The organism is Mycobacterium sp. 852002-51163_SCH5372311, assembly GCF_001667115.1.
GTDB lineage: Bacteria > Actinomycetota > Actinomycetes > Mycobacteriales > Mycobacteriaceae > Mycobacterium.
In genome coordinates, this window is sequence record NZ_LZIJ01000044.1 from 1 (window position 1) to 21,494 (window position 21,494).

Consider the following 21,494-nt stretch of genomic DNA (forward strand, 5'->3'; position numbering starts at 1 on the left):
TCCCGAGCTGGGTCGCCAGCGCATTGATGGTCAGCGAATCCCAGCCTTCCCGGTCGAGGAAGGTCAGCGCGCCCTCGACGATGCCCTCGCGGCTCAGCTTGGCCGGCCGCGCGCCCGCTTTAGCCGCACGCTGGCGCCCGGCCGCCGACGGCGGTTCCGGCTGAGCTGCCATGCGATTGCCCTTCGATTCCGATGGCCGTTTGTAGATCAACTAATGACTCTAATTGACGAGGGCGCGAGACAACCTTGCCCGACGCCGGTGCCATAACGGTGGGCGGACAAAAATGGCGATAAACGGCCCGGTAAATGCAATCAACTCTGTTACCGGGCAGGTGAATGCACGTAGGCTCAGTCGAGCGGATCATGTCCGAGCAAAGGAGGCCGGCGATGAAGTGGACAGCTGTCGTCGGGCCGGTCGGCGCCTGTGCCATCGCGATTGCGGGCGCAGCGGCCGCCCCGCCACCTGCCGCGCACGCCAAGAACGGCGATACCCACGTGGTCGGCGAAGGCCTCGAGCAGGTAGTGGACTGCGGCGACGCGACACTGATCGTCAATGGCACGTTCAATACCGTCACCGCGAAGGGAAACTGCTGGGCGGTGACCGTCATGGGCTCGTCGAACACCATCATCGCGGACAGCGTCACGCACGACATCACGGTCTACGGCTACGACGAAACGGTGTTCTTCCACGGCGGCGACCCAGTCCTGTGGGACCGGGGCCGCGAACTGGGGATGGTCAACCGGCTACAACGGGTGGGCCCCTGACGGAACGCAATCACAGTCATCAATACCTCGTAAGAACCCAACCCCTACCGAGGAATCGAGGAACTATGCGCGTCCATGGAACTGCTGACTCACTCAGATTCGCCGGGCTGGTCGCGGCGTCCGCGGCCGTTGTGGCGGCCGTCGGGCTGGCCGGCTGCGGTTCGACGGCCAACCCGCCGGCGGCGACCTCTGGGACAAGCGGCGCGAGCACCACCTCCGCATCCGGAACGACGACGGCGAGCAGCGGAACCTCGGAATCGGCCACATCGTCCGGCAGCGCGACCACGACCGTGACCTTCGAGACCGGCAACACGATCAACTACGGGTCGATGGGCACCACGTCGAGCATTGACTGCAAAGACGGCAAGAACCTGAACGTGGCCGGCAGCAACAACACACTGACCGTCACGGGCCATTGCGCGGAGGTGACGATCGGGGGCACGGGCAACAACATCACCCTCGACAAGATCGACAACAAGCTCAGGGTGATCGGCGCGAACAACACGATCACCTACAAAGACGGCAAGCCGAAAGTGGACAAACTCGGCTCGAGCAACACCATCAACGGGCCGAGCTAACCTTCCGGGGCGCCGTGGCGCCCGGCGCCCGCGGCGAACCGTCCGGCACCTGCCATGGCTTCGGCGGCGACGCGCGAGATGCTGGCGAATTCGGCGTCGATGGCTTGGGGTTCCGGCAATCCCCATTGGTGCAAGGCCGACAGGCGGTCGGAGCGCATGCACTGCTGCGGCAGTGCGGCCAGTTGGGCCGCCAGCTCCTCGGCCGCCTGCCGCGCCTGGCCCTTGGGAACCACCCGGTTTGCCAGCCCCATCGCCAGCGCCTCGTCGGCCTTGACCCCGCGACCGGTGAGGATCATGTCCATCGCCCGGCTTTGCCCGATCAGCCGCGGCAGCCGCACCGTGCCGCCGTCGATGAGCGGCACGCCCCAGCGCCGGCAGAACACCCCGAAGACGGCGTCCTCCTCGGCTATCCGCAAGTCGCACCACACGGCCAGCTCCAGACCTCCCGCGACGGCGTAGCCGCTGACGGCGGCGATCACCGGCTTGGACAGCACCATCCGCGACGGTCCCATCGGGCCGGGCCCCTCGCGATGCACGGCATTGGCTTCCGGCGTGCCGAACGCCTTCAAATCGGCTCCCGCGCAGAAGGTTCCGCCTTCGCCCCAGAGCACCGCCACCGATGCGCTGTCGTCGCGGTCGAATTCGTCGAATGCCGTGTACAACGCCGAGGCCGTCGGGCGGTTGACGGCGTTGCGTGCTTCCGGCCGGTTGATGATCACCGTGGTCACCGGGCCATTGCGCTCTACTCGCACCGGATCGGTCATGTCGCCTCCACGAGTTGTTGTTCCACGCCGTCTTTTTGTTCCACGTCGTTACGTCGCTCCGCCAGTTCGGTGGCGAAGTCATGATAGGCAGCGCGCAGCCGGGCACCGGGCCACTTCCCCGGGAGCAGCTCCGCGGGCAGCATCGGGTCGGTGAGCAGGTGGCGCACTATTGCCGCGGCCACCACAAAGCGGCCGGGAATGTCTGAGGCCCGGGCCATCTCGGTGAGCAGCCGATCGCCGGTGTCAGCCCATCCGGACAGGTCCCACAGCTGCCCGGCCAGCTGAGCGGGCTCGTCGTCGTGCGCCTTCAGGACCCGTACCCTCGCCTGCACCTCGTCGTCCAGCTCGAGGTCGACGTTGTCGGGCCGCAGCCACACGCCTTCACGCAGTTCACCGAAGCGCTTGTGGTGCATGCTGTTTCGCAGTGCGGCCCGAGTGCGGGCGTCGGTGCCCACGCTGGTGACGATCAGCATGAGCCAGTCGCCGTGCCAGGGAAGCTCCTGCGGGCGCATGGCTCGGTCCTGGCGGCGCTGACGGGCCAGCAATCGATCGGACAGCCGATAGCCGTCGGCGGACCGGATCAGGTCGCCGGCGCTGACCATGCGCGTCAGCGCGACCCGCAACGTCGTTTCCTTGATTCCGAAATCGGCTGTGAGCCTGATCAATTCGCTGGCAGTAGCGCACGCGGGGTGGGCGCCGAGCAGCACGCTGAGCACTACCGAGCGGGCTGTCATGGCAGGCATGGGGTCAAACCTGAGATGCTTTGCGGCCGTAGTCGCCGAACGGCTCGTCGCGGTGTTTGACCGCGTCGCGGAAGCCGTGCTCGACTGCGTCGGCGACGAAGGCGTGTCCCTCCGGCGTGTGCCGCGCGACACCGTCGAAGACGGTGCTGACCATTCTGCTGGTGGCCACACCTTGCTGCAGCAGAGCGGAATTGAGCGCGAGCTTGACCATGATCAGCTGGTTGACGGGCACCGCCGCGATGCGCTGGACCAGCCGCTCGGTGCGCTCGTCGAGGTCTTCGGGAGCCGGAGCCTCGACCGCCAGGCCCCACTCGGCGGCCTGCGCGCCGGTGATGCAGTCGCCGGTGAGCAGCAGGCGCTTGGCACGCTGGTCACCCAGCCGGTGTGCCCACAACCCGGCCGCGGGCACACCCCACACCCGGGTCGGCGGGTAGCCGATCTTGGCATCGGCGGCGGCAATCACCTGGTCGGCGTGCAGCGCGATGTCGGTGCCGCCGGCCACGCAGTAGCCGTGGATCTTGACCACCGTCGGCTTGTCGGCGTGCATCAGGCTGGAGAACCCGCGCACGAAGCGGCTCATCATCTGGTAGTCGACCATCGGGTCCCACGGCTGGTTCGGGAGGTGGTTGACGGCCTGGGTCTTACCGTCCAGCACCGTGCCCTGGTATGCCCCTGTGCCGCCGGCCGATCCGGTGCCGTCGGCGTATGCGCTCAGGTCGAAGCCGGCGCAGAAGCCCTCGCCGCGACCGGACACCAAAATGACGTGCACATCGGGGTCTACGTCGGCGCGCTCCACCAACGCCGACAGCTCCAGCGGTGTGTCGGCGATGATCGCGTTGCCTTTCTCCGGCCGGTTGAAGGTGATCCGCGCAACCCGGTCGGTGACCTCGTAGGTCATCGTTTTCAGGTTGTCGAAGTCGACCGGCCTGATCGCGTGCGTCATCCTTTGACCATCGCGCGTTCCAGGATCGGCGCGAGATCCAGGCCGGCCGGCATGGTGCCGAACGCCCCGCCCCACTGGCCGCCGAGCCGGGTGGCCAAAAACGCCTCGGCGACGGCGGGATGTCCGTGCCGCACCAGCAGCGACCCCTGCAGCGCCAGGCAGATGTCCTCGGCGACCTTGCGGGCGCGGTATTGGATGGTCTCCAGGTCGGCCAGCTGGGGCCGCAGCTTCTCGACGTGGCTGTCCAGCCGGGCGTCCTGCCCAGCGCTGGTGGCCAGTTCGTCGAACAGCACCTCGACGCATTCGGGCCGAGTTGCCATGGCGCGCAAGGTATCGAGCGCACTGACGTTTCCCGAGCCCTCCCAGATGCCCATCAGCGGCGCCTCACGGTACAGGCGCGGCATGCCGGAGTCTTCGACATATCCGTTGCCGCCCAGGCACTCCAGCGCTTCGGCGGCGTGCGGGGTAGAACGTTTGCACACCCAGTACTTGCTGGCCGCCAAGCCGATGCGACGCAGCAGGGCTTCTCGTTGGTCGCCGCGTACCGCCTTGTCGGTGGCGCCGGCCATCCGCATCGCGACGATCGTGGCGGCCTCGGCCTCGACCGCCAGGTCGGCCAGCACGTTGCGCATCAGCGGCTGGTCAATCAGGTAGGCGCCGAACGCCTTTCGGTGCTGGGCGTGGTGAATGGCGCGGGTCAGGCCGGTGCGCATGCTGGTGGCACTGCCCAGGGTGCAGTCCAGCCGGGTGAGGTTGACCATCTCGATGATGGTCGGGACGCCTCGGCCCTCCTCGCCCACCAGCCATGCGGTGGCACCGTCGTATTCGACCTCGCTGGACGCGTTGGCATGGTTGCCCAGTTTGTCCTTGAGCCGCTGCAGGAACATCCGGTTGCGGGTGCCGTCGGGCAGGATTCGCGGCAACATGAAGCACGACAACCCTTTTGGGGTTTGCGCGAGCACCAGGAAGATGTCGCACATCGGCGCCGAGGTGAACCATTTGTGGCCGGTCAGGCTGTAGCTGCCATCAGAATTGGGGCCGTTGGCCTGGGTGGTGCCGGCGCGCACGTCGGATCCGCCCTGCTTCTCGGTCATCGACATGCCCGCGGTGATGCCGGCTTTGGTGGTGGCCAGCTTGAGCTCGGGGTCGTATTCGCGGCTGGTCAGCAACGGCTCGTAGACGGCTGCCAGCTCGGGATTGTGGCGCAGCGCCGGCACCACGGCATAGGTCATCGAGATGGGGCAGACGTGCCCCGGCTCGACCGTCCACACCGATGTCTTGGCGGCCCGTACCACGTGCGAACCCGGCCGCTCGTCGGCCCAGGGCGCGGCGTGCAGCCCGTGGCCGATCGCGGTGCGCATGAGCTCGTGGTAGGCGGGGTCGAACTCCACCTCGTCGACCCGGTGTCCGTACTGGTCGTGGGTGTGCAGGATGGGCCGGTTCCGGTCGGCGAGTTCGCCCCAGTGCTCGGCCTGATGGCTGCCGTTGATAGCTCCGAGCTCGTTCACCTCGTCCAGCCCCCACTGACCGCCCTCGCGGATCAGGGCTTCGACGAGGACCGCGGAAGACGCGGGATTGTGGTTCTCCAGCGGTGGAACCTGATTGGTGACGACATGGGTATCTGGCATGGTGTCGATATTACATTTCTCCGACAACCGCACAAGGGATGTAATGCCCGTCAGGTCGTGTTTTCCCGCAGGAAGGCGATATCGTCCTTGCGGCCCTCGTCGGCGGTTTCGCAGATCACCGGCGCATCGGCCGCCTTGACGACGGCCACCAGCAGGTCAGGGTCGATCTGACCGGTGCCGAAGTTGGCATGGCGGTCCGCGCCCGATCCGGCCGCGTCGCGCGAGTCGTTGCAGTGCACGAGGTCGATGCGGCCGGTCAGGGCCTTGATCCGGTCGACGGCGTCGACAAGCTTTTCGCCCGCCGCCCAGGCGTGGCAGGTGTCCAGGCAGAAGCCGATGCCGCTGTCGCCGATGTGATCCCACAGCCGGCCGATGGTGTCGAAGTGGCGGGCCATCGCGTGGTCCCCGCCGGCGGTGTTTTCCAGATATACCTGCACATCGGTTTCCAAGTACTTCAGCGCCTTGACCCACCGCTCGAAGCCGGCCTCCATGTCGTCGTCGTCGGCGTGGCCGCCGTGCACGATCACCGCGGTCGCGTTGATTTCCGCGGCCGCGTCGCAGGTGTCCTGCAGGATCTTGCGCGACGGGATCCGGATACGGTTGTTGGCCGACGCGACGTTGATCAGATATGGCGCGTGGACGTACAGCGGCATGGGGGACGCCTTCAGCGTCTCCGCATCGTCGCGCGGCTTGGGCTTTTTCCAGCTCTGCGGGTTGCCGAGGAAGAACTGCACCACGTCGGCGCCGTCTGCCTGGGCTGCGGCCAGCGGATCGTCTTGGTGGACATGCGAACCGATAAGCACGTCGGCCAGTTTACCCATGGCGAGCAGACGCAGAATCGCACGATTCGGCGTCTGAACGCGCGATTCTGCGTCTGCTCGCGCGGTAACTCAACCTGCCAAGCGCGGCGTCGAGAGCTCGCCGTTGATGCGGATCGTCAAGCCGAACGGATCGCCTCGAATGTCGTCGACCGTCATCGGGACGATCGTCCACCCACATTCCTGCAGCCGGGCAGTTTTCAGCCGGTCGTGGAGCAGCGCATCGGGCCCCATGTGCCATTGCAGACTGTCGTATTCGGCGACGACCCTTGCCTGCGGCCACGCAAAGTCGACTCGCCAGCGCTTACCGCGGCGGTCCACGATCTCGTACTGCAGTTCCGGCATCGGTAATCCGCCGTCGATGAAGACCAGCCGCGCTTCGCTTTCCATCGGTGACTCGGCGCGACCATCTGCGTAACCGATCAGCTGCCGGACTTTGACGATGCCGCGACGGCCCTTCTGTTCGCGGATGGCCGCATGCAATTCGCCTGCGGTGCAAGCGCTTATACGCAACGCCGCATCGAGCGTCGCCAAAGCGCGTGGCCTTCGCAACGTCCGCGCAACCTCGATCACGGTCCAGGCCGGCGCGGTGGCCAGTCGGCCCTCGACTCGCCGCAGCGGCGCGCCGCTTCGCTGATGCACCATGAGCTTGGTCGACGGTCGCATCCGGATGCCCGGATCGAGAACGTGCACGCGCGAAGTGTTCTCGGTATCAAAGCCGTACAACGCAGCGGCAGTCCCCATACATGCCACCGCGTGACGTCCCATGAACAGGTCGAGTGCCCGCAGCCGGCCCAACAGGTCCGGTTCAGCTGCAGCGTAAACGCCGTACCAGACCCGGATGAGACCGCCTTTCTTCACCTGGACGTCGAGTTCCTGACGAGACAGCAGAGTGAGCAACTGCGCGGTAGTGGCGAATCCGCCGGCCTCGGCGAGCATTGTTACGGCATCGGGATGCACGCTCGGAGCATGCGGGTCCTACCGGAAATTGGCCAGCCACCCTGTGAAACGGACGCCCACAAGACGCAGAATCGCACGATCCGTGGTCGGATCGTGCGATTCTGCGTCTGCTCGCGAGGGAAAGTGCTCGCGGGACTAAACCTACCGGTAGTCGCTGTAGCCGTAGTCGTCCAGCGGAACGGCGGCACCGGTGGCCTGGCCGAAGTCCGGGCTGTAGTACTGATCCTCGTACGACGGGATCGTGTACGCCGCCGCTCGGGCTTCCTCGGTCGGCTGCACCTGGATGTTGCGGTAACGGTTGATACCGGTACCGGCCGGGATCAGCTTTCCGATGATCACGTTCTCCTTCAGACCGTTGAGCTTGTCGCTGCGGCAGTTGATCGCCGCATCGGTCAGCACTCGCGTGGTCTCCTGGAACGACGCCGCACTCAGCCACGAGTCGGTGGCCAGCGACGCCTTCGTGATCCCCATCAGCACCGGACGGCCGGCGGCGGGCTCCCCGCCCTCGGCCACCACCCTGCGGTTCTCCGCCTCGAACTCCGCACGGTCGATCAGCGAGCCGGGCAGGAACTCCGTCGCTCCCGAATCGATGATGGTGACCCGGCGCAGCATCTGGCGCACGATCACCTCGATGTGCTTGTCGTGGATCGACACACCCTGCGCCCGGTAGACCTCCTGGACCTCGCGGACCAGGTGGATCTGCACCTCGCGCGGGCCCTGCACACGCAGCACCTCGTGCGGGTCGGCCGAGCCTTCCATCAGCTGCTGACCCACCTCGACGTGGTCGCCGTCGGAGAGCACGCGCTCGGAGCCGTCCTCGTGCTTGAACACGCGCAGCCGCTGCCGCTTCGACAGCTTGTCGTAGACGACTTCCTCGCCGCCGTCGTCGGGAACGATGGTGATCTTGTAGAAGCGCTCACCGTCCTCGAGACGCACACGACCGGTGACGTCGGCAATGGGCGCCTTGCCACGCGGGACGCGGGCCTCGAACAGCTCCTGCACACGCGGCAGACCGCCGGTGATGTCCTCACCGACACCACCCTGGTGGAAGGTACGCATGGTCAGCTGCGTGCCGGGCTCACCGATGGACTGGGCGGCGACGATGCCGACGGCCTCGCCGATGTCGACCAGTTTGCCGGTGGCCATGGACCGCCCGTAGCAGGTCGCGCAGACCCCGGTGCCGGTGGTGCAGGTCAGCACCGAACGCACCTTCACCTGCGTGATGCCCGCGGCCAGCAGGGCGTCGATCTCCGGGTCACCCAGGTCCTCGCCGCGCGCGACGACGACCTTGCCGGCCTCGTCGACCGCGTCGGTGCCCAAAGTCCTTGCGTACGCTGACGTTTCGATGTACGGGTCGCGGATCAGGCTTCCGTCGGCCTGACGCTCGGCCAACTCGACGAGGATGCCGCGCTCGGTCTCGCAATCGTGCTCGCGCACGATGACGTCCTGCGACACGTCCACCAGACGCCGGGTCAGATAGCCCGAGTCCGCGGTACGCAATGCGGTGTCCGCCAAGCCCTTTCGAGCGCCGTGGGTGTTGATGAAGTACTCCAGCACGGTCAGGCCCTCACGGAACGAAGACTTGACCGGACGCGGGATGAACTCACCCTTCGGGTTGGTCACCAGACCCTTCATGCCGGCCAGCGTCCGGGTCTGCGTGAAGTTACCCGTGGCACCGGAGTCGACGATCGTGATGATCGGGTTGTCGACCGGGTAGTGGTCGCGCAGCGCCTGACCGACCTCGTCGGTGGCTTCCTTCCAGATCTCCACCAGCGCCTCGTTGCGCTCGTCGTGGTTCAAAGCACCACGCTGGAACTGCTTTTCGACCTTGTCGGCCCGCTCCTCGTAATGGTCGAGAATCTCCTTCTTACGCGGCGGAACCAACACGTCGGCCATCGAGACCGTCACACCGCTTCGGGTCGCCCAGTAGAAACCGGCGTCCTTCAGCTTGTCGACCGTCTGCGCCACGACGATCATCGGGTAGCGCTCGGCCAGGTCGTTGATGATGGCAGCCTGCACCTTCTTGTGCATCTGCTTGTTGACGAACGAATAGCCCAGCGGCAGCAGCTCGTTGAACATCACCCGGCCCAGCGTGGTCTCGGCCGTCCACGCATCGCCCGGCTGCCAACCGTTCTGGCCGAACAGCTCGGTCTCGATGTCAGCCGGCGGACGCAGTTGGGTCAGCCGCACCTTGATCTTGGCGCGCACCGACAGCACCCCGCGGTCGGCTGCCATGATCGCCTCGGCCGGCGACGAGTACACGCCCGACTCGGGAGTGTCCTTGCCTGCGGGCTGGTACTCACCTTTGTCGCCGTCGACCTCGGTGGTCAGGTAGTACAGGCCGGTCACCATGTCCAGTCGCGGCATGGCCAGCGGACGGCCCGACGCCGGCGACAGGATGTTGTTGGACGACAGCATCAGGATGCGCGCCTCGGCCTGCGCCTCGGCGCTCAGCGGCAGGTGCACCGCCATCTGGTCGCCGTCGAAGTCGGCGTTGAACGCCTCACAGACCAACGGGTGCAGCTGAATCGCCTTGCCTTCCACCAGCATTGGCTCGAAAGCCTGAATGCCCAGCCGGTGCAGGGTGGGCGCGCGGTTCAACAGCACCGGGTGCTCGGCGATAACCTCTTCGAGGACGTCCCATACCTGCGGACGCTGACGCTCCACCATTCGCTTGGCGCTCTTGATGTTCTGCGCGTGGTTGAGGTCCACCAGCCGCTTCATCACGAACGGCTTGAACAGCTCGAGTGCCATCAGCTTGGGCAGACCGCACTGGTGCAGCTTGAGCTGCGGGCCGACCACGATGACCGAACGGCCCGAGTAGTCGACACGCTTACCGAGCAGGTTCTGGCGGAACCGGCCCTGCTTGCCCTTGAGCAGATCGGAAAGCGACTTCAGCGGACGGTTGCCCGGCCCGGTGACGGGCCGGCCGCGACGGCCATTGTCGAACAACGCATCCACGGATTCCTGCAGCATCCGCTTCTCGTTGTTGACGATGATCTCCGGCGCGCCGAGGTCGATTAGCCTCTTGAGCCGGTTGTTGCGGTTGATCACGCGGCGGTACAGGTCGTTGAGGTCCGACGTGGCGAACCGCCCACCGTCGAGCTGCACCATCGGGCGCAATTCCGGCGGGATCACCGGGACGGCGTCGAGCACCATGCCCATCGGCGAGTTGCCCGACTGCTGGAAGGCGGCAACCACCTTCAGCCGCTTCAGCGCGCGAAGCTTCTTCTGCCCCTTGCCACTTCGGATGACCTCACGCAGCGAGTCGGCCTCGGCGTCGATGTCGAAGTTCTCGATCAGCTTCTGGATCGACTCCGCACCCATGGCGCCGGTGAAGTACTCGCCGTAGCGGTCGACGAGCTCGCGGTACAGGTTCTCGTCGACGATCAGCTGCTTGGGGGCCAGCTTGGTGAAGGTGCTCCAGATGTCCTCCAAGCGGTCCAGCTCACGCTGCGCGCGGTCGCGCAGCTGGCGCATCTCGCGCTCGCCTCCGTCACGGACCTTGCGCTTCGCGTCGGCCTTGGCGCCCTCGGCCTCCAGCTCGGCGAGGTCTGCCTCCAGCTTCTGCGCGCGTGCCTCCAGCTCGGCGTCGCGCTGATCCTCAACGGCCTTGCGCTCCACCACCATTTCGGCCTCGAGCGTCGAGAGCTCGTTGTGCCGCATCTCCTCGTCGACCGAGGTGATGACGTAGGCGGCGAAGTAGATGATCTTCTCGAGATCCTTCGGGGCCAGGTCCAGCAGATAGCCCAACCGCGACGGCACACCCTTGAAGTACCAGATGTGCGTGACGGGTGCGGCCAGCTCGATGTGACCCATCCGCTCACGGCGCACCTTGGCGCGAGTGACCTCGACACCACAGCGCTCACAGATGATGCCCTTGAACCGGACCCGCTTGTACTTGCCGCAGTAGCACTCCCAGTCGCGAGTCGGTCCGAAGATCTTCTCGCAGAACAGGCCGTCCTTCTCCGGCTTCAGCGTGCGGTAGTTGATGGTCTCGGGCTTCTTGACCTCGCCGTAAGACCATTGCCGGATGTCCTCCGCGGTGGCCAGGCCAATGCGAAGTTCATCGAAGAAGTTGACGTCTAACACGTAACTCCCTTTCCCCTTGCGGGTTTAGTAACCGTTAAGCACCGCGGCTGTGCCGCGATTTAAGCCAAGTCCTCGACAGACGCAGATTCGTTGCGCGACAAGTTGATTCCGAGGTTTGCCGCGGCACGCTCCAAGTCCTCGTCCTCGCCCTCGCGCAGCTCGATCGCCGCGCCGTCGGACGACAGCACCTCGACGTTGAGGCACAGTGACTGCAGCTCCTTGAGCAACACCTTGAACGACTCGGGAATACCGGGCTCCGGAATGTTCTCGCCCTTGACGATCGCCTCGTAGACCTTGACCCGGCCGACGGTGTCGTCGGACTTGATGGTCAACAGCTCCTGCAGCGTGTACGCGGCGCCGTAGGCCTGCATGGCCCAGCACTCCATCTCACCGAACCGCTGACCACCGAACTGCGCCTTACCACCCAGCGGCTGCTGGGTGATCATCGAGTACGGGCCGGTGGAGCGGGCGTGGATCTTGTCGTCCACCAGGTGGTGCAGCTTCATGATGTACATGTAGCCAACCGTCACCGGGTACGGGAAGGGCTCGCCACTGCGGCCGTCGAACAGCACCGCCTTGCCGTCGCCGTCCACCAGGACGTCGCCGTCGCGGTTGGGCAGCGTGGCCGAAAGCAGGCCCTGCAGCTCCTCTTCCTTGGCGCCGTCGAACACCGGAGTCGACACGATCTGGTTCGGCTCGGCGCTCAGCAACGCGTCGGGCAGGCTGGCCGCCCAGTCCGGCGAACCGTCGATATTCCAGCCGCTGTGGGCGCACCAACCCAGGTGGGTTTCCAGGATCTGCCCGATGTTCATCCGTCGCGGCACACCGTGGGTGTTCAGGATGATGTCCACCGGGGTGCCGTCCGGCAGGAACGGCATGTCCTCGACCGGCAGAATCTTGCCGATCACGCCCTTGTTGCCATGCCGTCCGGCCAGCTTGTCGCCGTCGGAGATCTTGCGCTTCTGGGCCACGTACACCCGAACCAGCTCGTTGACCCCGGCCGACAGCTCGTCGTCGTCCTCACGCGAGAACACCCGGATGCCGATCACCTTGCCGGACTCGCCGTGCGGCACCTTCAGGGAGGTGTCGCGGACCTCGCGGGCCTTCTCGCCGAAGATCGCCCGCAGCAGCCGCTCCTCCGGCGTCAGCTCGGTCTCCCCCTTCGGAGTGACCTTTCCGACCAGGATGTCGCCGTCGCGAACCTCGGCGCCGATGCGCACGATGCCGCGCTCGTCCAGGTCGGCCAGCACCTCGTCGGAGACGTTCGGGATGTCCCGGGTGATCTCCTCGGCGCCCAGCTTGGTGTCACGCGCATCGATTTCGTGCTCTTCGATGTGGATCGAGGTGAGCACGTCCTCTTCGACCAAACGGTTGGAGAGGATGATCGCGTCCTCGTAGTTGTGACCCTCCCACGGCATGATCGCCACCAGCAGGTTCTTGCCCAGCGCCATCTCGCCGTTGTCGGTGCAGGGACCGTCGGCGATGACCTGGCCGGCCTCGACCCGGTCCCCGGCGTCCACGATCGGGCACTGGTTGGCGCACGTTCCGTGGTTGGACCGGGCGAACTTGCGCATCCGGTAGGTGCGTCGGGTGCCGGTGTCGTGCATGACGGTGATGTAGTCGGCCGACACCTCCTCGATGACGCCGCTCTCCTCGGCGACGACGACGTCGCCGGCGTCGATCGCCGCGCGCAACTCCATCCCGGTGCCCACCAGTGGCGCCTCGCTGCGCACCAGCGGAACCGCCTGGCGCTGCATGTTGGCGCCCATCAGGGCACGGTTGGCGTCGTCGTGCTCGAGGAACGGAATCATCGCCGTCGCGACCGACACCATCTGGCGCGGCGAGACGTCCATGTAGTCCACCTCGGACGAGGGCACGTACTCCACCTCGCCCGCCTTGCGGCGGACCAGGACACGCGCCTCGACGAACCGGCCCTCTGCATCGATCGGCGAGTTGGCCTGCGCCACGACGTGGCGGTCCTCCTCGTCGGCCGTCAGGTAGTGGATCTCGTCTGAAACGACCCCGTCCACAACCTTCCGATAAGGCGTCTCGATGAACCCGAACGGGTTGACCCGCGCGTACACCGACAGCGAGCCGATCAGACCGATGTTCGGACCTTCCGGGGTCTCGATCGGGCACATCCGGCCGTAGTGCGACGGGTGCACGTCGCGGACTTCCAGCCCGGCGCGCTCACGGGACAGACCGCCCGGCCCCAGCGCCGAAAGACGGCGCTTGTGAGTCAGACCCGACAGCGGGTTGTTCTGGTCCATGAACTGCGACAGCTGGCTGGTCCCGAAGAACTCCTTGATGGCGGCGACCACCGGGCGGATGTTGATCAGCGTCTGCGGCGTGATCGCCTCGACGTCCTGCGTGGTCATCCGCTCCCGGACCACCCGCTCCATCCTGGACATTCCGACCCGGATCTGGTTCTGGATCAGCTCGCCCACCGTGCGCAGCCGACGGTTACCGAAGTGGTCGATGTCGTCGGTCTCCACCGGCACCTCGACGCCGCCCGGGGCGGTCATCGTGGTCTGACCCTCGTGCAGGCGGACCAGGTACTCGATGGTGGCGACGACGTCCTCTTCGGTCAGCGTCGAGCTGGTGATCGGCTCACCGGCGTGCAGCCCGAGCTTCTTGTTGACCTTGTAGCGGCCCACCCGGGCCAGGTCGTAGCGCTTCTCCTTGAAGAAGAGGTTCTCCAGCAGGGTCTGCGCGGACTCCTTCGTCGGCGGCTCGCCCGGACGCAGCTTGCGGTAGATGTCCAGCAGCGCCTCGTCGGTGCCGACGGTGTTGTCCTTCTCCAGCGTCGACATCATGATCTCGGAGAAGCCGAACCGCTCGTGGATCTGCTCGTTGGTCCAGCCCAGCGCCTTGAGCAGCACGGTGACCGGCTGCCGGCGCTTGCGGTCGATACGCACACCGACGGTGTCGCGCTTGTCGACGTCGAACTCCAGCCAGGCACCCCGGCTGGGGATCACCTTGACGCTGTGCAGCGTCTTCTCGGTGGACTTGTCGATGGTCTCGTCGAAGTACACGCCCGGCGAACGGACCAGCTGGCTGACGACGACACGCTCGGTGCCGTTGATGATGAACGTGCCCTTCTCGGTCATCATCGGGAAGTCGCCCATGAACACCGTCTGGCTCTTGATCTCGCCGGTGTTGTTGTTGATGAACTCGGCCGTCACGAACAGCGGAGCCGCGTACGTGATGTCCTTGTCCTTGCACTCGTCGACCGGTGCCTTGACTTCGTCGAACCGTGGATCGGAGAAAGACAGCGACATCGAGCCGGAGAAGTCCTCGATGGGCGACAGCTCGTAGAGCACCTCTTCCAGGCCGCCCATCGCCTTGACCTCGCCGCGCGCGGCGGCGGTCTCGCGCCACCGCGGCGAGCCGATCAGCCACTCGAACGAGTCGGTCTGAACGTCGAGAAGCCCCGGAACTTCGAGCGGTTCGCGGAGCTTGGCGAAGGAAATCCGATCGGGTGCTCCGGGCACGGAGCTGTTAGAGGAACTTCCGCTGTTAGAGGAACTTGGGCGACTCTGGTCTGTCTTGCTCTGGCGGAAATCTGCCAAGATGCATCCTTCCAGCACCTCGTGCGACTCACGAGATCCCCAGAGAGCGGATGCCCACGGGTCCTGTTCGCCGCGACAATTGTGTTAATCAGGCTGGCGGACGATCTGTCCGGGTCTCACGCGCGCAACTAACTAGCTGGGCCACAGAAGGGGGCTCAGGCTAGGACCACAGTGTCAAGTGGCGATTGTGAGGTGGGCAGGAAGTAGCCAGCGCAACGTCCAACAATAGCGCAGGACCGCGCATTCCTCAACTACCCATGCCAAACGTCCCCGGGGCGCCTAGCGCTGGCTGGCAATCTGGACTGACCCCTGGAACACCTTGGACACATGCTGCCCAACAGATTGACCCGTTTACGTCCCGTCGTCAAGAGGTGCGGGGCGGCAAGTTGCGCCAAGTTCACATGAAATGGCCTGGATGGACGGTTACGGGCAGGAGCAACGCGCCGCTGCGGGTTTAGGGACGCACTGAGTCAAAAGCCACGGCCGGGGACTTGGAGGTCCCCGGCCGTGGCTTTGGTTGGGCGGTTCAGCCGCCGAACTGGCTCGAGTGCAGCTTGTGAGTGCCCTCGAGGTCGTCGAGAATTGCCGCCTGGGCGCTCTTGGGCAGGGTGTGCAGCATCTCACGAACCCGGGCCTGACGACGAGCGACCGCTTTGCGCTCGGGCATGCCCGGCGTCGCCTGAATCTGCGGCGGCACGCCCTCGATGTCCTCCACACCACCGGCGTGCTGGCCGGCGTCGACCATGGCCTGCTCTTCGGCCATCGTGCTCTCGTCCTTCTCCTCGGACATGCCGATCGGCCCGATACGGCGGCCGTTGAGGAACTGCCGCACGACGGGCTCGTCGCTGGTCAGTAGCACTTCGCGCGGGCCGAACATGACCAGGTGCTTGCGGAACAACATGCCCATGTTGTCCGGCACCGTGCGGGCGATGTTGATGTTGTGCGTCACGATGAGAATGGTCGCGTCGATCTGGGCGTTGATGTCCATGATCAGCTGGCTGAGGTACGCGGTACGGACCGGGTCCAAACCGGAGTCGGGCTCGTCGCAGAGGATGATCTGCGGGTCCAGAACCAGGGCCCGGGCCAGGCCGGCACGCTTGCGCATACCACCGGAAATCTCGCCGGGGAACTTCTTCTCGTCCCCCCCGAGGCCGACCAGCTGCAGCTTCTCCATGACGATGTCACGGATCTCGCTTTCCTTCTTCTTGGTGTGCTCACGCAACGGGAACGCGGTGTTGTCGAAGAGGTTCATCGAGCCGAACAGCGCGCCGTCCTGGAACAGCACGCCGAACAACGTCCGGATCTCGTAGAGCTCCTTGGCCGAGCACTCGATGATGTCGGTACCGTCGATGATGATCGAGCCGCGTTCCGGTCGCAGCAGGCCGATCAACGACTTCAAAAACACCGACTTGCCGGTACCCGACGGCCCCAGCAACACGCTGACCTCCCCGGCGGGGATGGTAAGCGTAACGTCTTCCCAAATCCTCGAGGAACCGAACGACTTCGTCAGGTTGTTGACCTCGATGCTGACGCCCATGGGGAATCCTTCCGTCGACGCGCGTGGCCCCACCTGCCCCATTGTGTGGCTTGAGTCACTGTAGCTTACCGCCGCGGCCACATATCAGGGTTGCGGTTGATATTCGCCAGATAACCGTCTTTCGATAGATCGTTCGTCTGATCCATTATCACCGTTACCGCTGGTCGGCGCACGTCAAGCGGTGGGCGCCCAGTTGCCGTGGAAGCCTCCCGGGACCCGCTGCGGCAAATGAACGGTGGCAACCGACTCCAGCGTCTGGGCATCGAGCAGCAGTAGTTGGCCCTCGTCGCGGCCGCGGTGGTAGCCGTAACCCATGAGGATGCCGTCGTCTTCGGCATTCTCACCCGGGTTCGGCACGAACGACATCTCGCCGATCCACAGGTCCGGGTCCAACGGAGCGATCGAACTCGATCCGGTCGCGTAGTCGTGCTTGTACAGCGCGGTCTCCATCGGGCGGCCGGTGCTCGAGTCGTCGAACTCGCCCTGGACACCGACGGTGTAGCCGAACCGGTGCCGGCCACCCAGCAACGTCTCGTTGATCCGCGGGAACTCCTGTGCACGGTCGTCACGGCGTTCGGTGGTCACCGCCCCGGTCGCCAGATTGACGGTCCAGCGGTCCAGCATGGGCGTGGTCTCGAGGGGACCGCGCCGGTCACGGTCGAACATCCGCGAGTACCGCACCACATCCAGGACCAGAACCTCTGAGCCGTTTCGCATCTCCGTGTACGCGTTGAGCGGGTGGTAGACGTAGCAGGGTTCGATGTCGAACCAGCGCACGTCACGGTTGGCGCCTTCGCGGGGCATGACCCCGATGCGCGCCGGGTAATTCGGGTTCCAGGCGTACGGCATTCGGTGGGAGGGGCGCTCGTCGCGGTTGGCCAGCGCGGTGATCGGCCCGGGTATCCGGACCCGCCCGATCACCGACTGCAGCACCAGCCTGGCGGGCAGTTGCAGCCAGTGCGGCATAGTCAGCGGCAACACCTGCATCGGGTCGAAGGTCACCGGCAGGTCGTAGAGCACCACATACTTGTCGGTCAGCGAGAAGTCGTGCATCATCGGCGATCCCGACACCGCGATGTCGACGGTGCGGCGGGCCCGGCCGTTGGTGTCGATCACCGAGTACTGCACGGTTCGGCCTCGGGCGAACGAGTAGGACACCGCGTGCAGCTCCCCGGTGCGCGGGTCGCGGTGCGGGTGGGCGGTGTAGCCGCCGGTCAAAGTGCCGTCGAAATCGCAGGGGCCGACGGTGTCGAGTTCGTCGGTGAGTTCGTAGTTGGCGACGCCCCCTTCGACTAGCGCCAGCGTGCGACCGGCATGACTGAGCACGCTGGTATTGGCCCCCAGCGACTGCATTCCGGCACGTGGGTTGCGGACGCTCGCGGGTGGCTCGCCGAGCGCGGCGCGCACCACCGGGCTGCGCACCCAGCGGTTGCGGTACCAGCAGGCCTTGCCTTCCTTCAGCGCGACACCGTGCACCATGCCGTCGCCGGTGAACCAGTGGTAGATGGCCGGGTCCACCTCCGCGACGGGGTTTGGGCCGTTGCGCAGATAGCGTCCGTCGAGGTGTTCGGGGATGTGGCCCGTCACCGGCAGGTCGGTCGCTGTCACCTCGGCGCTGACCGGCGCGAGGAAGCCTTCGAGATACGGGTTTCGGGTTTCGGCGGTCTGTACGGACGTCATCTCCGAGCTCCTCTGCGGTTCGGCCTCATAACATTGTTATTACAGCGTTATTGGAACCGTACGCCGCCGATGAGAAGATGGCAAGGATGACTTCGGAGAGCCAAGCAAGCGTTCGCAGCGTTCGCGACGACATGCTGCACGCTGCCGTCGGCCTGCTGAACGACCACGGGCCCGACGCGCTGCAGACCCGCAAGGTGGCCGGCGCCGCCGGAACCTCGACGATGGCGGTGTACACGCATTTCGGCGGCATGCGCGGGCTGATCGCCGAGGTCGCCGAGGAGGGCCTGCGGCAATTCGACGCCGCCCTGACCGTGCCGCAGACCGCCGACCCGGTCGCCGACTTGCTGACCATCGGCACCGCATACCGCCGCTACGCCACCGAACGGCCACACATGTATCGGCTGATGTTCGGCAGCACCAGCGCGCATGGCATCAACGCACCCGTGCGCAATGTCCTGACCCTGTCGCTAGACGAGGTCGAACAGCATCACCCGAGCTTCGCGCACGTGGTGCGGGTGGTGCACAGGGCGACGACAGCGGGCCGGATCAGCGTCGACCCCGCCGGCGTAGTTGCCACGGCTGCCCAGTTCTGGGCATTGATACACGGGTTCGTGATGCTGGAACTGGCCGGGTACTACGGCGACGACGGCGCGGCCGTCGGGCCGGTGCTTGGCTCGATGACCATGAATCTGCTGATGGCTCTGGGAGATTCGCCCGAGCGGGTGCGACAGTCCGCACTGTCGGCGATGTCTGCGTGAGCAGGGGCACCGACCGCCCGTTCGCCGAGCGGCGGTGCCCCCGCTGAGCCGACTACTTGACGGTGACGCTGGCGCCGGCAGCCTCGAGCTTGGCCTTGGCCTCGTCGGCGGCTTCCTTGGCGACCTTCTCCAACAGCGGCTTGGGTGCGCTGTCGACCAGGTCCTTGGCCTCCTTGAGACCCAGGCCGGAAACGATCTCCCGGACAACCTTGATGACGCCGATCTTCTTGTCGCCGGCGGCCTCGAGGATCACGTCGAACTCGGACTGCTCCTCGGCGGCCTCGGCCGCGCCGCCCGCCGCGGCCGCGCCCGCGGCGGCGACAGCGACCGGTGCGGCCGCGGTGACCTCGAAGGTCTCCTCGAACTTCTTGACGAAGTCCGACAGCTCCAACAAGGTCATTTCCTTGAACGCGTCGAGCAGCTCGTCGCTGGAGAGCTTTGCCATGATGTGGGTCCTTCCTGATTCTGGGATTTGGGGTGGGTGGGTTATTCCGCTGCAGCTGATTCCGCGGCCGGAGCGTCAGCCGGTGCCTCGGCGGCGGCCGCTGGGGCCGCAGCATCGGCGGGCTTCTTTTCTTGAAGAGCGGCCAGCAGCCGGGCCATTTGCGATGCCGGTGCATTGAACAGGCCGGCCGCCTTGGCGAGGTTGCCCTTCATCGCGCCGGCCAGTTTGGCCAGCAACACCTCGCGGGACTCCAGATCGGCGATGCGCTCGACTTCGGCGACGGTCAGCGCGTGGCCGTCCATGTAGCCGCCCTTGATGACCAGCGCCTTGTGCTCCTTGGCGAAGGTCTTGATGGCCTTGGCCGCGTCGACCGCCTCGCCGGTGACGAACGCGATGGCCGTCGGGCCGGCGAACAGCTCGTCGAGGCCATCGATACCGGCTTCCGAGGCCGCGCGCTTGATCAGCGTGTTCTTGGCGACGGCGTAGGTGGCCGAATCGCCCAGCGACCTGCGCAGCTCGGCCAGGTTCGACACCGTCAGACCACGATATTCGGTGATCAGGCTGGCGCTCGAGGCCCTGAACTGCTCTGCGATTTCCGCGACGGCGGTGGCCTTGTCAGCCCTGGCCATGCATGCCTCCTACGGTGGACTTCTGTCGTCTGTCGGCCACCGAAGGTGCGGCCAGCCCGGGAAACGACGAACGCCCCGGCGCAGAAGTGGCCGGGGCGTTGGGGTACGCCGGCGCGCGCCGGCGTTGCTGCCTCGTCCTCCTGCGTGGGCCGCCGGGATGTTCCCGGACCTTCAACCGATTTCTCGGTGACCGACGGTCTTCGGTGGATCGGTGACCACCATAGCGCGGCCGCTTGCCATCACCCAAAACGGTCACCGAGCGGCGGGCGGCTGAGCGCCGCGAGCCGGGCGGCGCCGACCAGCCCGGCCTCGCTGCCCAGTTCGGCCGGCATCACACGGACCCCGGACACAAAGCTCAGCCCGGCGTAGTCGGACAACGCCGCCCGCAGTGGGCCGAAGAGCAGGTCGCCGGACTTGGCCACTCCCCCGCCGATGACGACGAGGTCCAGGTCGCACACCGCCGCCACCGACGCGATCATCGCCGCCAGCGCGGTGCCGCCCCGGCGAAAAGCAGCCAGCCCCAACGCATCTCCGCGCGCCGCGGCCTCGGCAAGTTCCTTGGCGCCCGCGCTCGGCGGCGCGGACCAGCCGTGGTCGCGGGCCCAGCGCGCCATCGACGGGCCGGAGGCGACGGTCTCGACGCAGCCCCGGCCACCGCACGAGCACCGCCGGCCATCCGGTTCGACCACCACGTGACCCACGTGGCCGGCGTTTCCGGTGCGGCCGTCGTACGGGGCGCCGTCGAGCACCAATCCGCCGCCCACCCCGGTGGACACCACCATGCCCAGCAGGAAGCGCGCCCGCCGACCGGCGCCGAGCCAGTGCTCGCCGAGCGCCATGCATACGCCGTCGCCGCCGAGCCGCACCGGGACGCCGGGGATCAGGGCCGCCACGCGGTCGCGCAACGGAAATCCGCGCCAGCAGCCGATGTTGATCGGGCTGACGGTTCCGCTGTCCAGGTCGACGGGTCCGGCTGCTGCGATACCAACGGCACTCACCGCGCCCCCGGCCGCGCTCAACGCGTCGGTGACCATCGCGGCGACCGCGGCCCAGACCGCGTCGGCGCCCTCGGATACCGGCGTTGGCAAGGTAGCGGTGTATACCAGCGCGCCGCTGGGCTCGGCCAGGCCGGCCGCGATCTTGGTGCCGCCGATGTCCAAGCAAAGGATGGGCATCAGTGCCGGTGAGTGTTGTCGGGCTGGCGCGGGTCACCGGGATGCTCATAGCCGGGAGCGAGCTGGACCAGCGCGGCGCGGCGCGCGTCGAGCCACATCCGGAAGGCGCGCCGGCGCGCGGCGCCGCGCAGATGCTCGGCGATCGCCGTCCGCACCTCCTGCAGTGGCGGTTCGTTGTCTGCCGGCGCACGCCAGCCGTGCGGGACGGGCCGAGGCGGGGCGAACCGGAGTGGGTTGCGAGCGTGGTAGTCGGCGACGTCGTCGTCGGACACCTCGACATCCGCGGTGACGGCTGCGAACAACGCCCGCGCACGCGGGTCGGCCAACACCGCCGCGGCCACGCTGCCGGCGAGCGGCACCAGTGAGGGCCGGCAGCTCCGCCGCTGGCTGACCCAACTGATCCCGAC

General features: G+C 66.4%; 16 protein-coding genes and 2 pseudogenes. 3 read left to right on the top strand and 15 right to left on the bottom strand.

Annotated elements, in window-relative coordinates:
* Positions 1 to 172, bottom strand: a pseudogene (locus tag A5791_RS05565) (TetR/AcrR family transcriptional regulator); the annotation flags it as partial.
* Positions 173 to 387: 215 nt separating this feature from the next.
* Between A5791_RS05565 and A5791_RS05570 the strand changes: the two are divergent.
* Positions 388 to 765, top strand: coding sequence for a DUF3060 domain-containing protein (locus A5791_RS05570; protein WP_067232457.1), 378 nt, complete (start codon positions 388 to 390; stop codon positions 763 to 765).
* Between the two features lie 65 nt (positions 766 to 830).
* Positions 831 to 1,343 (top strand): DUF3060 domain-containing protein, encoded by a 513-nt coding sequence (locus A5791_RS05575; RefSeq protein ID WP_067232460.1) that lies wholly within the window; start codon positions 831 to 833, stop codon positions 1,341 to 1,343.
* On the opposite strand, the gene A5791_RS05580 is transcribed toward A5791_RS05575, so the two are convergent.
* The 10 genes from A5791_RS05580 to A5791_RS05625 all read right to left on the bottom strand — a co-directional run bounded on the left by A5791_RS05580 (position 1,340) and on the right by A5791_RS05625 (position 18,080).
* Complete coding sequence (locus A5791_RS05580) at positions 1,340 to 2,107, bottom strand: crotonase/enoyl-CoA hydratase family protein (protein WP_067232463.1); 768 nt, start codon at positions 2,105 to 2,107, stop codon at positions 1,340 to 1,342. The genes A5791_RS05575 and A5791_RS05580 overlap by 4 nt on opposite strands.
* Positions 2,104 to 2,850, bottom strand: a complete 747-nt coding sequence (locus A5791_RS05585; RefSeq protein ID WP_067232466.1) for a PaaX family transcriptional regulator C-terminal domain-containing protein — start codon at positions 2,848 to 2,850, stop codon at positions 2,104 to 2,106. Before A5791_RS05585 ends, A5791_RS05580 begins: the two co-directional genes overlap by 4 nt.
* A gap of 4 nt (positions 2,851 to 2,854) precedes the next feature.
* The gene (locus A5791_RS05590) at positions 2,855 to 3,793 is read right to left on the bottom strand and encodes a crotonase/enoyl-CoA hydratase family protein (protein ID WP_067232469.1); all 939 of its coding nucleotides are present in this window, start codon (positions 3,791 to 3,793) and stop codon (positions 2,855 to 2,857) included.
* Positions 3,790 to 5,421, bottom strand: a complete 1,632-nt coding sequence (locus tag A5791_RS05595) for an acyl-CoA dehydrogenase family protein (RefSeq protein WP_067232472.1) — start codon at positions 5,419 to 5,421, stop codon at positions 3,790 to 3,792. The genes A5791_RS05590 and A5791_RS05595 overlap by 4 nt, the downstream gene beginning before the upstream one ends.
* 50 nt (positions 5,422 to 5,471) lie before the next feature.
* The gene (locus tag A5791_RS05600; protein ID WP_067232501.1) at positions 5,472 to 6,224 is read right to left on the bottom strand and encodes a deoxyribonuclease IV; all 753 of its coding nucleotides are present in this window, start codon (positions 6,222 to 6,224) and stop codon (positions 5,472 to 5,474) included.
* 87 nt (positions 6,225 to 6,311) lie between these two features.
* Positions 6,312 to 7,199, bottom strand: a complete 888-nt coding sequence (locus A5791_RS05605; RefSeq protein WP_197504604.1) for a hypothetical protein — start codon at positions 7,197 to 7,199, stop codon at positions 6,312 to 6,314.
* Positions 7,200 to 7,340: 141 nt separating this feature from the next.
* Complete coding sequence (locus A5791_RS05610; RefSeq protein ID WP_067232477.1) at positions 7,341 to 11,291, bottom strand: DNA-directed RNA polymerase subunit beta'; 3,951 nt, start codon at positions 11,289 to 11,291, stop codon at positions 7,341 to 7,343.
* A 59-nt stretch (positions 11,292 to 11,350) separates the two neighbouring features.
* Complete coding sequence (locus tag A5791_RS05615; protein ID WP_156661016.1) at positions 11,351 to 14,863, bottom strand: DNA-directed RNA polymerase subunit beta; 3,513 nt, start codon at positions 14,861 to 14,863, stop codon at positions 11,351 to 11,353.
* A 526-nt stretch (positions 14,864 to 15,389) separates the two neighbouring features.
* On the bottom strand, positions 15,390 to 16,400 hold the full coding sequence (locus tag A5791_RS05620; RefSeq protein WP_067232483.1) for an ABC transporter ATP-binding protein: 1,011 nt from the start codon (positions 16,398 to 16,400) through the stop codon (positions 15,390 to 15,392).
* A 174-nt stretch (positions 16,401 to 16,574) separates the two neighbouring features.
* Entirely contained in the window at positions 16,575 to 18,080 is a 1,506-nt protein-coding gene (locus A5791_RS05625) for a carotenoid oxygenase family protein (protein WP_067232487.1), read from the bottom strand.
* A gap of 86 nt (positions 18,081 to 18,166) precedes the next feature.
* Here A5791_RS05625 and A5791_RS05630 point away from each other — a divergent pair, with 86 nt between their 5' ends.
* Positions 18,167 to 18,838, top strand: a complete 672-nt coding sequence (locus A5791_RS05630) for a TetR/AcrR family transcriptional regulator (RefSeq protein WP_197504605.1) — start codon at positions 18,167 to 18,169, stop codon at positions 18,836 to 18,838.
* Positions 18,839 to 18,890: 52 nt separating this feature from the next.
* Here A5791_RS05630 and rplL read toward each other — a convergent pair whose 3' ends face one another.
* From rplL to A5791_RS05650, 4 genes and pseudogenes are all read right to left on the bottom strand, one after another.
* Positions 18,891 to 19,283: a 50S ribosomal protein L7/L12 gene (rplL, locus tag A5791_RS05635; protein ID WP_067232489.1), complete on the bottom strand. Its 393-nt coding sequence runs from the start codon at positions 19,281 to 19,283 to the stop codon at positions 18,891 to 18,893.
* A 41-nt stretch (positions 19,284 to 19,324) separates the two neighbouring features.
* Positions 19,325 to 19,912, bottom strand: coding sequence for a 50S ribosomal protein L10 (gene rplJ / locus A5791_RS05640; RefSeq protein ID WP_067232494.1), 588 nt, complete (start codon positions 19,910 to 19,912; stop codon positions 19,325 to 19,327).
* A gap of 239 nt (positions 19,913 to 20,151) precedes the next feature.
* Positions 20,152 to 21,087 (bottom strand): ROK family protein, encoded by a 936-nt coding sequence (locus A5791_RS05645; RefSeq protein WP_067232497.1) that lies wholly within the window; start codon positions 21,085 to 21,087, stop codon positions 20,152 to 20,154.
* Positions 21,087 to 21,494 (bottom strand): annotated as a pseudogene (locus A5791_RS05650) (hypothetical protein); the annotation flags it as partial. The gene A5791_RS05645 and the pseudogene A5791_RS05650, both read right to left, overlap by 1 nt.